This window comes from Arthrobacter sp. Z5-13 (assembly GCF_056499105.1).
In genome coordinates, this window is sequence record NZ_CP096460.1 from 1,144,928 (window position 1) to 1,159,013 (window position 14,086).

Consider the following 14,086-nt stretch of genomic DNA (forward strand, 5'->3'; position numbering starts at 1 on the left):
CTAGCGTAGAGCGGGTTGCTTGCTGACGAAGTAACCACGGGTGGCCGGAGCAAACCGGCACACTACGGCCAGGACCACGCCGAGTGCCAACAGGAGCACCCCGCTCACAAACGCGCCGCCCACCCCGAAGATCTCCGTGTCACCGTAGGCGGGGTCCCACATCTGGACGGCGGAGATGAAGAAGGCCGCTGTCAGCATCAGGGCACCGAGCAAAGGCAGGATGCCACGGAACCACAGGTTCCTGGCTGACTCGCGCAGTGTCCCGCGGAAGAACCAGAAACACGCAAAACCAGTCAGCGCATAGTAAAAGGCAATGAAGAGGCTGATGGAGCTGATGGAATCAGACAGCAGGTTTTCGCTGACGATGCTCATGGCTACGTAATAGGCAACGGCCGCCACGCCCATCACAGTGGTGGAGAACCCCGGGGTCTGGTTCCTGGGGTGGACCTGGCCGAACCTGGCCGGGAGAGCTCCATGGACTCCCATGGAGAGGGTTCCCCTGGCGGTGGGCAGGATGGTGGTTTGGGTTGAGGAGAGCACCGAGGCGAGCACGGCCACCACGATGAGCCAGCCCCAGGGACCCAGGACAACATCCTTCATGGCCACAAACACGTCGTCCTGGTTTTCGGCGTTACCCAGGCCGATTCCCTCCGTGCCCACGGTGGCGTACAGCATCACAAGGAGCGCCACGGAAACGTAGATGGCCACCAGCAGGAAAGCGGAGATGACGGCTCCGCGGCCGGGGGTTTTGGTGGGGTTCTCGGTTTCCTCATTAACAGCCAGGCAGGTGTCCCAGCCCCAGTAGATGAAGAGGGCCAGGAGTGCGCCGTGCACCACAGCCCCGGGATCTGCAAAAGCGCCCATCGGGTTGAACCATTCAATATCGAACGCCTGACCCTCCGGAGCCCCGCCCGCAATCCTGAACACCAGGGCCACCACGAAGATGCCCAGCGAGATGTACTGGACGTATGTCAGGACACGCTGGACGTGTTCACCGAGTCGGATGCCGCGGTAGTTCACCAGGGTCATGAGGGCGATGAAAAGCACGCCGGTGGCAGTGACCAGGAGGCTGTTCTCCGCCAAGGACCCGTCACCGACGAGCAGCCAGACATATTGGCCCGCCACCTGGGCGAGGTTGGCCAGCACTACGATGCCCGCCAAAGCGACGCCCCATCCGCCCAGCCAGCCAGCCCACGGACCGAATGTCCGGCGTGCCCAGATGAAGGTGGTGCCGCAGTCTGGCATGGCGCTGTTGAGTTCGCGGAAGGCATACGCGATGAACAACACGGGAATGAAGCCCAGGAGCAGGATCAGGGGAGTGTAGTTGCCGTTGACCGCCACAATCAGCCCCAGGGTGGCCGCCAGCGAATACACCGGTGCGGTAGAGGCGAGGCCCAGCATGACGGAGTCGCCGAGGTCCAGGATCCCGGCCCGCAACCCTTTGGAGGGAACGGGCGAAGGGGTGACTCCCGGCGTCGTCGTCTCAGTGCTCATAGTGCAATACCTGCCTTGCTGGATTGTGCCTGTGTTGAGAGGGGAGCAGGCGCGTCAATGGTGTTGGGTACAAAACGGCAGAAGTAATCGGTGATGGGTCCGTCGGATTCGCGGATGCCGCAGCCCACGGATTCTCCATCCACCACCCAAAGCCCCAGCACCGGATGGTTGCCGTCAAAGTCAGGGAGCGGGTGGTACTGCTGGTAGCACCAGCCTTCCCGGCCATATCCGCCGGGCATCTCAAGGTTGATGCCGGGCGCGTTGATACGGATGTTGTCCCCTTCGCGCCCGTGCAAAGGCTTGGCCACCCATTCCTTGAGTGGCCCGGGATCGTTCAGGTACGCCGGAAGCAGGTTGGGGTGTTCCGGATACAGGTGCCAGAGCGCGGCCAGGAGCGCTTTGTTGGAGAGGAGCATCTTCCAGGCGGGCTCCACCCAGCGGGGGTTATGGGCACGTTGCAGGAGCCTATGGCCAAACGGCTCCTTCATCATCAGCTCCCAGGGGTAGAGCTTGAAGATGGTGCTGATCATGAAGTTGTCCAGGTCCACAAAACGGTTGAGATTCGGGTCCCAGCCGATATCGGACATGTTGATGCCGATCGTGGTCCACCCGGCCTGGCCTGCCACGTCACGCATGTAAGCAGCTGTCATCCAGTCTTCCCCGGATTCCTCTGCCTCAGAGTGCGCAACATGGAGCGTGCTCATGCCCGTCCGGTACTGGAGCTTTTTCCACTGCCGGATGAGGGCCTCGTGGATGCCGTTCCACTGGTCCTTTTCGGGATGGACGTCCTGCAGCCAGAACCATTGGGCCACCGCAGCCTCAATGAGGCCGGTAGGGGTATCAGCGTTGTACTCCAGCATTTTGGCGGCGCCACCCTGGCCGTCATAGATGACGTCAAAGCGCCCATAGATGTCCGTGTCGCCGGCCTGCAGGGATTCGGCCGCCAGTTCCAGCGCCTGTGGCCCGATGCCGATGGGTCCCATGGCTCCGGTGGCGAGGTACTTCGCGGCCTCGAGGCACATCACGTGGAGGTCCTCGGCCGTCTTTTCGAGGGTTTCCACCTCGTCCATGGTGAACTCGTAGTAGGCGGCTTCGTTCCAGTATTCGATCTTTTTGCCGTCCGGCATGGTGGTGGTGGAGAAAACCAGTCCCTGCTCCTGGATCTTCTCTTTCCAGCCGGGGCGGGGAGTCGAGGTAAGTCTCTTCACGCTATCCGCCCGTACTTCCACCCTTGGAGCTGCTGCCGAAGCCGCCCCTGCTGACAGTGCCGCCCTTGGTGCTGTAGCCGGTGGAAGCCTTCGCACCCTGGGGGATGGTTTTGGTGAAATTGGGATAGCTGGAACGGTTCTGGCCCAGTGACGGAACATTGGCGCCGCGGGAATAGAAGTACCACGCGTAGACTCCGCCGCTCCGGCCTGCGCTGCTGTTGCACTGGGTGTCTTCCACCCGTTCGCCCGTTGCCTCGTCAAAACAAACCTGCGCGTAGTCCGCCTCGTCAGCGTTGCTCGCCACGATCGCGGTGATGGTTCCGGCCAGGAGAGCGGTAACGCCGAGGCCGACGACGACGGTGCGGCGCTGCGATCGCTTCTTCCGGGCAGCCAGTTCCCGCTCCCGCTCCCGGGCAAAGGGATCGACCAGTGGAGGTGGGCCGTCCTGAGGCTGTTGTTGAGCCGGGGGTTTCTGAGGATTCAGGAGCTCCGGGTGAAGATCTGGCTTGGGCACCTGGAAGGGCGGAGCCTTGGATCCTGACGGTTCCGGAGAGAAGTCCGAAGGCGAAGTTTTCCAGTCCGGCTGGCCGGGGGCGCGCTCATCCGCACCCGGGGTCCCGGAGGGATCCCGCTGTGGTTCCTCCCGCCGTCGTTCTCCTGACGGTGATTGCCCCGGCTGGCGATTGTTTTCGTCCCGGTTCTTATCCTGATTCGGGTTCATGGGTCCCCCTTGCTTGTCCATGCTGACTCCGTTGGCGCACTGCGGGCATGGTCTAACGCCGGAGTGACAATCCTGGAATCAGCCTAGCCGTTGCAAACGGCGTCGGCTAACAGTTTCTGGGGGAGAAGGACCCATCCCCAGCCGACACGCAGGCCGCTGGCGGGAGAACCTAGACTGTTGCCATGAACACCGCCGCCGTGCTTGCAGTCTGCCGCGTACATCAGCTCCTCCAGGACGAGGGGAGCGTGGGAGTCACCGCCATCGATAAGCGGCCCGTGACAGGCCCGGTCAAGGTCCACAAACTCGGCCTCCATGCCGATATTCAGGCAAGCCGTGTCCACCACGGCGGCGAGGACCAGGCCCTCTACGCCTACTCGCAAGATGACGCAGATTACTGGACAGATCAGCTGCAGCGGGATCTTCCGCCAGGGATCTTCGGCGAAAACCTGCGCGTCGCAGGCATTGAAACCACCGGCGCTGTCATTGGCGAACGCTGGAAAATCGGGCTCGACGTCGAGGTGGAAGTAACGTCCCCGCGGACACCTTGCGCCACCTTCCAACGCCGCATGAACGAGGCCCAGTGGGTCAAGCGCTTTGCGGAAGCCGGAAAGGTGGGGACATACCTGCGCGTCCTCCGGACCGGAACCATCAGGGCAGGGGACCACATCCACAAGCTTTACGTGCCCACCCATGGAGTGACCATCGGCAAGTGGTTCAGTGAACCGACTGTTGAGGACATGGAGGCGTTGCGGGACGCCGACGCCGACGGCGAGATCCGCTTGCAGCCGGAGTTCCAGGAGGCTTTTGCCAGGCTGGAGCGCCGGCTTCACGGCTAGACTGGGCCGCCGTCGAGGTCGCCGGGAGGTCGAGAGGCGCCCTGTGTGCGCAAGGTCACTGCCGCCGTCGGCCTCCCGATTTCCCTGAGTTGGGCACTGTAGCCTACACTTGAAACATCCCCCACTCCGGAAATCCCTTATTCTTGCCCAATTTTTGAGGCAGGACTGGCAAGTGTTGGGGCCCGACAATGTGATTGCGGGCATTTTCATAGGGAGAGCCGGCTAAAGAAAACGCTGTACAGACTGCTGGGATAGCAGCCAAGAGATGCAGCGGGAAGTCCTGCCACGGGATTGCGAAAGCGCCGGACTTCTACGTGACCGGCCGGTCAAAGTATGCCCGGCATCCACGGCACATGTACTGCGGCTCCGCTCACCCTCGGGTTGTGCCGCCTGGCCCCCTATGGATGAGGAATTCTTCCCTATGCCCGAAAATCAGAACGACCCCTTCGAAGCGAACACCGAGATCGTTGCCGGCGTCGAAACTCCCGAAGCAGCCGCACCGGCTGACTCCACCCCGGTCTTCGTTGAAGCTGCTCCCGTAGAGGCTGCGCCTGCTGTTGAAGCTGCGCCTGCTGTTGAAGCCGCTCCCGTAGAAGCTGCGCCTGCTGCGGAAGCCGCCCGCGAAGAGGCCCCGAAGGCTGACTCCTCCGCAGGAGACGCCGACACCGAAGCCGAAGGCATCCGCTTCGTTGACCTCGGCATCGACCCCCGCGTCCTTGCCGCGCTGCAGGACGTCGGGTACGAGAAGCCTTCCCCCATCCAGGCAGCAACCATCCCGCTGCTGCTCGAAGGCCGCGACGTCGTGGGCCTGGCCCAGACCGGAACCGGTAAGACTGCAGCATTCGCAGTACCGGCACTTTCCCGCCTGGCCGAGCTCCACGACCTCAACGGCCCGTCCCGCAAGACGCAGGCCCTGGTCCTGGCTCCCACCCGCGAGCTTGCACTGCAGGTTGCTGAGGCTTTCACCTCCTACGCCAAGCACATCGAGGACTTCACCGTCCTGCCCGTTTACGGTGGCTCCGCTTACGGTCCCCAGCTGGCCGGCCTGCGCCGGGGTGCCCAGGTTGTTGTCGGTACCCCGGGCCGTGTCATCGACCACATCGCCAAGGGTTCCCTGGACCTCTCAGAACTCCAGTACCTCGTGCTGGATGAGGCTGACGAGATGCTCCGCATGGGCTTCGCTGAAGACGTTGAGCAGATCTTCCAGCAGACTCCTTCGGACCGCCAGGTGGCACTGTTCTCCGCCACCATGCCGAGCCAGATCCGCCGGATGTCCAAGCAGTACCTGAACAACCCGGCCGAGATCTCGGTGAAGTCCAAGACCACCACGGGTGCCAATACCAAGCAGCGCTACCTGCAGGTCATGGGCCCGCACAAGCTCGATGCGCTGACCCGCATCCTTGAGGTTGAAGAGTTCGACGGCGTCATCGCCTTCGTGCGCACCAAGATGGCTACCGAGGACCTCGCCGACAAGCTGAAGTCCCGCGGTTTCCAGGCTGCCGCCATCAACGGCGACATCCCGCAGCAGCAGCGCGAACGCACTGTTGAGGCGCTGAAGGAAGGCCGCATCGACATCCTGGTTGCCACCGATGTTGCTGCCCGTGGTCTTGACGTGGAACGCATCAGCCACGTCATCAACTACGACATCCCGCATGACACTGAGTCCTACGTGCACCGCATCGGCCGCACCGGCCGTGCAGGCCGCTCGGGTGACGCGATCCTGTTCATGACACCGCGGGAGAAGTACCTGCTGCGTTCCATCGAGAAGGCCACGCGCCAGCCGGTGGAGCAGATGCACCTGCCTACTGCCGAAACTGTGAACACCCTGCGCCTTGGCAAGTTTGCAGAAAAGATCACGGAAACCCTGGCATCGCAGGACGTTTCGGCCTTCCGCGACCTCATTTCCTCCTACGAGGAAGAGCACAACGTTCCCGCCGCCGAGATCGCTGCAGCACTGGCCGTTATGGCTCAGGGCGGACAGCCGCTCCTGGTCAAGGAACTGCCTGCTGCTCCTGAATTCCAGAAGCGCGAACGCGCCAAGGACGGCTTCGGCTCACGTGGCCCCACCCGCACGCTCACCGAGGGCAACGCCACCTACCGGATCGCCGTCGGACGCCGTCAGCGCGTTATGCCGGGTTCCATCGTTGGCGCCATTGCCAACGAAGGTGGCATCTCCTCGGCCCAGATCGGTGGCATCGACATCCGCTCGGACCACTCCCTCGTGGAGCTCCCGGCAGACCTGAGCGCCGATCAGCTGCGCGCCCTGTCCCGCACGCGGATTGGCGGCGAGCTGATCCACCTCGAGCTGGACAACGGGCGCAAGCCGTCCGGTGGCGGCGAGCGTGGCGGCTACCAGGGCAACCGTGGCGGCGACCGCGGCGGTTACTCCGGTGGGGACCGTGGCAACTTCAAGGGCAACGGCGGGTTCAAGAAGGAATTCCGGAAGAACGACGGCGACCGCGGCGGTTACGCCGGTGGCGAGCGTTCCTCTGCTGACCGAGGTGGACGCACGTATAGCGAGCGCACCGAACGCAGCGTAGGAGCCGACAGCGGAGCCAGCCGCGGACAGTCCAACGACTCCCGCTTCGCCGGTCACGGTGACGGCTCACGCAAGCCCCGCCACGGCAACGAAGGCGGACAGCGCGACTTCAACCGCAAGGGCAAATGGTAAGCCCAGTTAGTTCCTGAGAACGGGCCGGTCTTTTACAGGCCGGCCCGTTCTTTTTAAGTGCTGCGAGTCACCTCATTCAGGTGCCAATCATCACGCTGTTGTGGCGGCTTCCCGGCCCTTCAATTGCCGCAGGATCGGCTGAATCCGGGCCTTTCACTCCTTCCCTTCCTCGATTTGTTGGTGGGGGGAATGTCCGGTAGAGTATTTACTCGTTGCCCCCCTAGCTCAGTGGTAGAGCGCGTTCTTGGTAAGAACGAGGTCACCGGATCGATTCCGGTGGGGGGCTCTGAATGAGGGCCTGTGTCAAGGCGGTTTTGACCGGCTTGGTGCAGGTTTTTCTCATTCGTGGCGGTGTAGCTCAGTTGGTTAGAGCGCACGACTCATAATCGTGAGGTCGGGAGATCGAGCCTCCCCACCGCTACAGAATCCGCAGGCCAGAGGCAAAGCCTCTGGCCTGCTTCTGTTTAAGTACCGGATCCAACGGAAAAGCAGATTCCCGGCGGACCATCCGAGTAGACGACTGACCTGGAAGGGCCAAAATGGACCAGACAAAGCACGTTCTCGTGTACTCCGACTCGCTCACGTGGGGGATTGTTCCCGGGAGTCGGCAGCGGCTCCCGTTCCACTCGCGGTGGCCCGGTGTGATGCACAACGCCATCAACGTCGGCGGCGAGCGGATCCGCGTCACTGAGGACTGCCTCAACGGCCGCCGCACCGTTTTCGACGACCCGTACAAACCGGGGCGCAACGCACTCGCCGGCATCCAACAAGTTATCGAAGCGCAGTCGCCCCTCGACCTCGTCATCCTGCTGCTCGGCACGAACGACTTCCAGTCGATGCACCCGCACACTCCTTGGCACTCGGCGACGGGGCTGGCCGCGGTCGTCAACGCCGTGCGCACCGCCCCGATCGAGCCGGGGATGCCGGTGCCGCCTATCCTCCTCATCGCGCCGCCGCAGCTCGATGACCCTCGCGGCCCTATCGGCCCGAAGTTCGCCGGCGGGGATGTCGCTTCGCGCGGCCTGGCCGAAGCGATCCGTCAGGTGAGCGAGGACACGGGCTGCGCGTACTTCGACGCCAACTCCGTCACCACTTGCAGCACGGTCGACGGAGTGCATTTGGATGCAGACCAGCACGAGACCCTCGGCCGCGCGCTCGCGCCCGTCGTCGCGGACCTGCTGCGCCGGGCCTGGGCGAAGCCTCAGACCTTTTAGAAGTAGGATGCGGATACGCCGCCATATAATTTGCCGATCGAAGGAATCCTGTGCTCGTCACCGTCACCTCGACCGCGCCCGCCGCGTCCAACCTGAGCCACCTGCTTCGCAAGCATCCTGATCGCGCCCAGTCTTTTCCGCTTAGTGTCGGCACTGCGCACGTTTTCTACCCTGAGGCCTCTGACGAGAAATGCACCGTGGCTATGCTCCTGGAGGTGGATCCCATTGGATTGGTCCGCAACAAGAACTTCAAGGGAAGCGATGCTGCCACTCTCACCCGTTACGTAAACGACCGCCCCTACGCGTCCTCCTCCATGGTCGCTGTTGCGCTAGGGCAGGTGTTCCGTACAGCCATGAACGGGACAAGCGAGTCGTTCCCCGAGCTTGCCGCCGCCGCGCTGCCACTTGAGATCGCCGTAGCGGCCGTGCCCGCCAGGGGACGCGATACCGCAGGTCTGGTCACCCGCCTGTTCGAACCTCTGGGCTGGGTCGTCGACGAGACGCCGATCCCCCTGGATCCCGAGTTTCCGGAGTGGGGCGACTCCGTGTATGTCGACCTCGTGCTGCGCGGGAATGTCCGGCTGAGCGACGCACTCCGGCACCTGTACGTTCTGCTGCCCGTCCTCGACGACGCTAAGCACTACTGGGTTTCCGACGATGAGGTTGGAAAGCTCCTCCGCGCGGGGGAGGGCTGGTTGCCTGATCACCCGGAGCGCGAGCTGATCACACGCCGCTACCTCGCGCATCAGCGATCCATGGTTGACACTGCAACGGAACTGCTGGCCGCTGATGCCCGATTGAGCGACCTCGACAATATCCCGGCAGACCACCAGATGGGCCAAAGCAGTGAGTCGCGCCCGGCGCCGCTCGCCCCGAAGCGCGCAGAGGCGGTGCTCGCAGCACTTCGCGACGTGGGTGCACATTCGGTCGCCGACGTCGGCTGTGGCGAGGGCGTCCTTCTGAAGCGCCTCGTCGCGGATTCTTCCTTCACGCAGATCATTGGATCAGACGTCTCAGCAAGTGTGCTCGCGCGCGCGGCCCGAGCCCTCAACCTGCGGGACGCGAGCGATCGCCAGCGCGAGCGAGTCCAGCTGGTGCAGTCGTCGGTGACGTACCAGGACGATCGCCTCGCCGGCCTGGATGCGATCGTGCTGATGGAGGTCGTCGAGCACGTCGACCCGGAGCGCCTCCCGGCACTTGAGGCGTCGGTTTTCGGCGCCGCCTCACCAAGTGCTGTCGTAGTGACGACGCCTAACGATGACTACAACGCTCTGTTCGAGTCGCTTGCCGCTGGCGCCTTCCGGCACCCCGATCACCGCTTCGAGTGGTCACGCGCCGAGTTCGCAGCTTGGGCGGACGGCGTGGCCCTGCGCCACGGTTACTCCGTCGAGTACCGCACCGTCGGCGACGTCGACGTTGATCGCGGCTCCCCAGCCCAGCTCGCCCTATTCCGAAAGGCCACCGACGGATGACGCGCCTTCCCCTTCCCGATATGTCGCTCGTCGTGCTTGTCGGAGCCTCCGGCTCCGGCAAATCGACGTTTGCCGCTAGTCACTTCGGGCGGTTCGAGACCCTCTCGAGCGATTTCTTCCGTGGGCTGGTGTCGAACGATGAGAACGACCAGGCTGCGACTGCCGCAGCCTTCGAGGCACTCCGGTTCGTCGCGGGGAAACGTCTCGACGCCGGACTTCTAACCGTCGTTGACGCCACGAATGTCCAGCCTGACGCCCGGCGCTCGCTCGTGGCCCTCGCTCGCGAGCACGATGTGCTCCCCGTCGCCGTTGTGCTCGACGTGCCGCAAGGTGTTTGCGTCGAGCGGAACGCCGCGCGGGCGGACCGCACATTCGGCGCGTCCGTCGTGAAGCGTCAGCACGACCAGCTCCGACGGTCCCTTAAGCACCTGGGCAAGGAGGGCTTCCGTCGGGTCCACGTGCTGTGCGGGCTCGAAGATATTGCAGCAGCTGAGTTTGTTCGCGAGCCGCTACTCAACGACCGCCGGGGTGAGACCGGTCCGTTCGATGCCATCGGTGACGTCCACGGCTGCCGGTCCGAGCTCGAGGCACTGCTGGGCAAGCTCGGCTACGAACTCCTTCGAGATGTGGAGGGGCGCCCGTTTGACGCCATTCACCCGGAGGGGCGCCGAGCAATCTTCCTGGGCGATCTCGTCGACCGTGGCCCCGATACTCCGGGCGTGCTGCGCCTCGTGATGGGCATGGTTGCTGCCGGTCACGCCCTGGCTGTGCCGGGCAACCACGAGGGGAAGCTCGTGCGCGCTCTCGAGGGAAAGAAGGTCCAAGCGAGCCACGGCCTCGCCGAGACGCTTGCCCAACTGTCAGGCGAAACCGAGAATTTCCGCCGGGAGGTCCTGGACTTCTGCCGGGATTTGGTGTCACACCTCGTCCTCGACGACGGTTGGCTGGTCGTCGCGCACGCGGGTCTGATAGAGAGATACCACGGGAGGGCGTCTCGGCGCGTGCGCGATTTTGCGCTGTTCGGAGACACAACAGGAGAGACCGACGAGTATGGGCTGCCGGTCCGGCTGCCGTGGGCCGAGGACTACCGCGGAAAGGCAACGGTCCTCTATGGTCACGTCCCGACTCTCGAGGCTGAGTGGGTTAACGGAACCATGTGCCTCGACACCGGGTGCGTGTTCGGTGGCAAGCTCAGCGCTCTCCGCTACCCCGAGAAAGAAGTTGTCCAAGTGCCGGCTGAGAAGGTTTGGTACGAGCCGACAGCGCCACTGGGAGGGCGAGGCTCGAGCGGCGACCAATCCCCGGGAGCCACGACGCGTACCCCTGGCCTCCTCAGGATCGACGACGTCCTCGGCAAGCAGATCGTCGAGACACGATCATTCGGCAAGGTGGGCATCCGCGAGGACAACGCCGCCGGCGCGCTCGAAGTTATGAGCCGATTTGCAACGGACCCTCGGCGCCTGGTGTACCTGCCTCCGACGATGAGCCCGCCCCCAGCGTCGAAGCAGGACGGCGTCCTGGAGCATCCGGCCGAAGCGTTCGAGGCTTACCGACGCGAGGGCCTCGATCGGTTGATCTGTGAGGAGAAGCACATGGGCTCGCGGGCGGTCGTCCTCCTGACGCGAGACGCCTCCAGATTCGGCGCGGCCGAGGGATGGCGGGGAGCAGTGCATACCCGCACCGGCCGGCCGTTTTTCGACGAACCAACGACCCATGATTTCCTGTCGCGCCTCGACAGAGCGGTCGAGACGGTAGGGCTCTGGTCCGAACTCGACACATCCTGGCTCCTGTTCGACTCCGAGCTCCTGCCCTGGTCACTTAAGGCGGGAGCAATGATCCGAGAGCAGTATGCGAGCGTGGCAGCGGCGGCTACATCCGCCCTTCCTGCCGCCTCACGGATACTGCAGACAGCAACCGGACGCGGAGTCGATGTCGCCGACCTGCTCAGCCGAACGAACCGTCGCGCGTCCAACGCCGCCGGCTACCGCAACTCGTACCGGCGCTACAGCCAGCACGTGTCGGGGCTCGACGGTGTGCAGCTAGCACCGTTCCAGTTGCTTGCTTCAGAAGGAACCAGCCACTTGGGGCAGGATCACGCCTGGCACCTCGCCGTCGCCGACCGACTCGCTGATGCCGACCAGAAGCTGATCCGCCGGACCCAACGCATCGAGGTCGATCTGTCATCGGCGGAGTCTGAGGCCGCGGCGACGATCTGGTGGGAAGAACTTACGGAGGCTGGCGGCGAGGGCATGGTCGTGAAGCCAGTGGCGGGCCTCGTGCGGGGAACCAGATCGCTCGCGCAGCCCGGCATCAAGGTGCGCGGGGCCGAGTACCTGCGGATTATCTACGGACCGGACTACCTCGATCCCGCGAACCTGGTGCGTCTCCGCGACCGGGACATCGGACACAAACGCTCGATGGCCCTCCGGGAGTACGCGCTCGGCGTCGAGTCCATCGAGCGGTTCGTGGCCAACGAGCCTCTTTGGCGGGTGCACCAGGCCGTATTCGGTGTCCTCGCAATGGAATCCGAGCCAGTAGACCCACGGCTGTGAGGGTATCCCTCGTGGGGGGCGGAGCCTGCTGTCAATGGCGCTTGGGGGCCGGGCCGTCCGGGAGCCCCAACAGGGGTTTGAGGCGGCGGCTCGTCACCCCCGTTTTGACATAACGAGCCGCCTTCCACCGACTGAGACCCCATGACTTAGTTCATCGGTGGTACCAAGCCCATACCCGCGGCCTCTCCATGTGAAACGAGGCATGCGCATTAATTGTCGGCAGGCACTGCAGGGACCGGATGGAAACCCATGGTCGGGTGCACGATGATTTCCCCGCGGGCTTACTCGGATCCGGTCTTTTGCTCCCGGTCCCGAAGGTTCCGAACGATGTCGTCCAGCTTGTCCTTGATGGTCTTCTCCGCGTCTGAGAGAGCCTTTCCTGCCCCGCTCAGGGGATCCAGCTGCAGGTAGACCTCCTGGCCGACAGGGAGGTCGTACTCGTCCTTCAGATGCGTGCCGCCCGAGACACCATCCAGGGACAGATAGACCTGGGCGTCAGTTCTTGCAATCCCCGCGATCCGCCCAAAGACCACCGTGAAGTCGTTCGACTGGAAGCTGATGGTGTGACCGACATGGGTGCGGTTCAGTTCACCAGCGGTGATTGCTTTTTCGTTGGGGCTGGCCGAGTAGTTCATGCAGTCTCCTAAGAATCTCCTGGGAATCGGCGCAGCGTACTACCGCTGCACCGTTCACGTACCCCAACCCACGGGCGGCCAAACAGCACCCCCGGACTAGTCACCCTTCACGTTGATGATCTGGCGCAGCGTTGCCTTCACCGCCACGAGGTCCTTGGCGTCCTGCATGACGATGTCGATGTCCTTGTAGGCGGCGGGGATTTCGTCGATGAAGGCGTCGGTGTCCCGGTACTCGATGCCTTTCATGGCCTTGCGCAGTTCCTCCCGTGAGAACGTTTTCCGCGCCGCGGTTCGCGAATACTCCCGTCCGGCACCGTGCGGGGCTGAATTCAGGGAAGGCGCGAATCCCTTCCCCTCCACAACGTAGGATCTCGTGCCCATGGAACCGGGGATGAGGCCGGGTCTGCCGGGCGAGGCATCGATAGCCCCCTTGCGGGACAGCCACACTTCCTTCCCGAAGTGGCGTTCCCTGCTGGTGTAGTTGTGATGACAGTTGATGCGGTCCTCCTCCACCACGGGTTGCCCCATCCAGTTGGCCATGGCGTGGACAACCCGGTCCATCATCTCCTCACGGTTCAGCAGGGCGAACTTTTGGGCCCACATCAGCTCGGCGATGTACCGGCTGAACTCCGGTGTTCCCTCCTCCAGATAGGCGAGGTCCCTGTCCGGCACCGAGATGGACCGCCGCCGGCAGTAGTCCTGGGCCACGCTGATGTGGCGTTGCGCGATTCTGTTTCCCACGCCCCGCGAGCCGGAATGCAGGAACAGCCACACCTGATCGTCCTGGTCCAGGGAAACTTCGATGAAGTGGTTTCCGGATCCGAGGGTCCCGAGCTGTAGGTCCCAGTTCTCCAGATAGGTGGCCGGATTGAACCCTGCGTTCCGGGCATCGGACTCGAGGACCTTGGCCCTTGCTGCGGCGCTTTCGGTCAGTCTCCGGTTGTTTTTTCCCGCGGACAAGGGGATGGCCTGTTCAATGGCCACCCGCAGTGCCTTCCGGTCTTTGCGGTCCAGGTACGGGAGGCTGAATTGTGTGCGGACCGCGATCATCCCGCAGCCGATGTCCACGCCGACGGCGGCGGGGATGATTGCGGCGACTGTCGGGATCACTGACCCCACGGCTGCACCCTTCCCAAGGTGCGCGTCCGGCATGGAGGCAAGGTGCGGCCAGATAAACGGCATGGAGGACGTCTTCAGGTTCTGCTCCAGTGTGGCCTTGTCGATGATGGACGCGAAGTTCATGTACTTCGCATTGACCTGCTGCATCACTGCTCCTTCCCTTC

The 14,086-nt window shown here is 63.6% G+C and carries 10 protein-coding genes and 2 tRNA genes; 7 read left to right on the forward strand and 5 right to left on the reverse strand.

Annotation, left to right across the window (positions count from 1 at the left end; all coding sequences use genetic code 11):
• From M1E02_RS05415 to M1E02_RS05425, 3 genes are read right to left on the reverse strand one after another with little or no spacing between them, the layout of a single operon-like run.
• Nucleotides 1-1,494, reverse strand: coding sequence for an APC family permease (locus M1E02_RS05415; protein WP_479377122.1), 1,494 nt, complete (start codon nucleotides 1,492-1,494; stop codon nucleotides 1-3).
• Nucleotides 1,491-2,702 (reverse strand): glutathionylspermidine synthase family protein, encoded by a 1,212-nt coding sequence (locus M1E02_RS05420; protein ID WP_479377123.1) that lies wholly within the window; start codon nucleotides 2,700-2,702, stop codon nucleotides 1,491-1,493. The genes M1E02_RS05415 and M1E02_RS05420 overlap by 4 nt, the downstream gene beginning before the upstream one ends.
• Before the next feature lies 1 nt (nucleotide 2,703).
• Nucleotides 2,704-3,423: a Tat pathway signal protein gene (locus tag M1E02_RS05425; protein ID WP_479377124.1), complete on the reverse strand. Its 720-nt coding sequence runs from the start codon at nucleotides 3,421-3,423 to the stop codon at nucleotides 2,704-2,706.
• 182 nt (nucleotides 3,424-3,605) lie between these two features.
• On the opposite strand from M1E02_RS05425, the gene M1E02_RS05430 reads away from it, so the two are divergent.
• The 7 genes from M1E02_RS05430 to M1E02_RS05460 all read left to right on the forward strand — a co-directional run bounded on the left by M1E02_RS05430 (nucleotide 3,606) and on the right by M1E02_RS05460 (nucleotide 12,168).
• Nucleotides 3,606-4,259 (forward strand): MOSC domain-containing protein, encoded by a 654-nt coding sequence (locus M1E02_RS05430; RefSeq protein WP_479377125.1) that lies wholly within the window; start codon nucleotides 3,606-3,608, stop codon nucleotides 4,257-4,259.
• A gap of 421 nt (nucleotides 4,260-4,680) precedes the next feature.
• The gene (locus M1E02_RS05435; RefSeq protein WP_479377126.1) at nucleotides 4,681-6,930 is read left to right on the forward strand and encodes a DEAD/DEAH box helicase; all 2,250 of its coding nucleotides are present in this window, start codon (nucleotides 4,681-4,683) and stop codon (nucleotides 6,928-6,930) included.
• A 214-nt stretch (nucleotides 6,931-7,144) separates the two neighbouring features.
• Nucleotides 7,145-7,216, forward strand: a tRNA-Thr gene (locus tag M1E02_RS05440).
• Between the two features lie 61 nt (nucleotides 7,217-7,277).
• A tRNA-Met gene (locus M1E02_RS05445) sits at nucleotides 7,278-7,351 on the forward strand.
• A gap of 118 nt (nucleotides 7,352-7,469) precedes the next feature.
• Nucleotides 7,470-8,144 carry an SGNH/GDSL hydrolase family protein gene (locus tag M1E02_RS05450; protein ID WP_479377127.1) on the forward strand — a complete coding sequence of 225 codons (675 nt, stop codon included), beginning with the start codon at nucleotides 7,470-7,472 and terminating at the stop codon, nucleotides 8,142-8,144.
• A gap of 50 nt (nucleotides 8,145-8,194) precedes the next feature.
• Nucleotides 8,195-9,616 carry a 3' terminal RNA ribose 2'-O-methyltransferase Hen1 gene (locus M1E02_RS05455; RefSeq protein ID WP_479377128.1) on the forward strand — a complete coding sequence of 474 codons (1,422 nt, stop codon included), beginning with the start codon at nucleotides 8,195-8,197 and terminating at the stop codon, nucleotides 9,614-9,616.
• The gene (locus tag M1E02_RS05460; RefSeq protein WP_479377129.1) at nucleotides 9,613-12,168 is read left to right on the forward strand and encodes a polynucleotide kinase-phosphatase; all 2,556 of its coding nucleotides are present in this window, start codon (nucleotides 9,613-9,615) and stop codon (nucleotides 12,166-12,168) included. The genes M1E02_RS05455 and M1E02_RS05460 overlap by 4 nt, the downstream gene beginning before the upstream one ends.
• A 281-nt stretch (nucleotides 12,169-12,449) precedes the next feature.
• Here M1E02_RS05460 and M1E02_RS05465 read toward each other — a convergent pair whose 3' ends face one another.
• A complete protein-coding gene (locus M1E02_RS05465; protein ID WP_479377130.1) occupies nucleotides 12,450-12,803 on the reverse strand; it encodes an MATH domain-containing protein in 354 nt (117 codons plus the stop codon).
• Between the two features lie 96 nt (nucleotides 12,804-12,899).
• Entirely contained in the window at nucleotides 12,900-14,069 is a 1,170-nt protein-coding gene (locus M1E02_RS05470; RefSeq protein WP_479377131.1) for an RtcB family protein, read from the reverse strand.
• Nucleotides 14,070-14,086 lie beyond the last annotated feature (17 nt).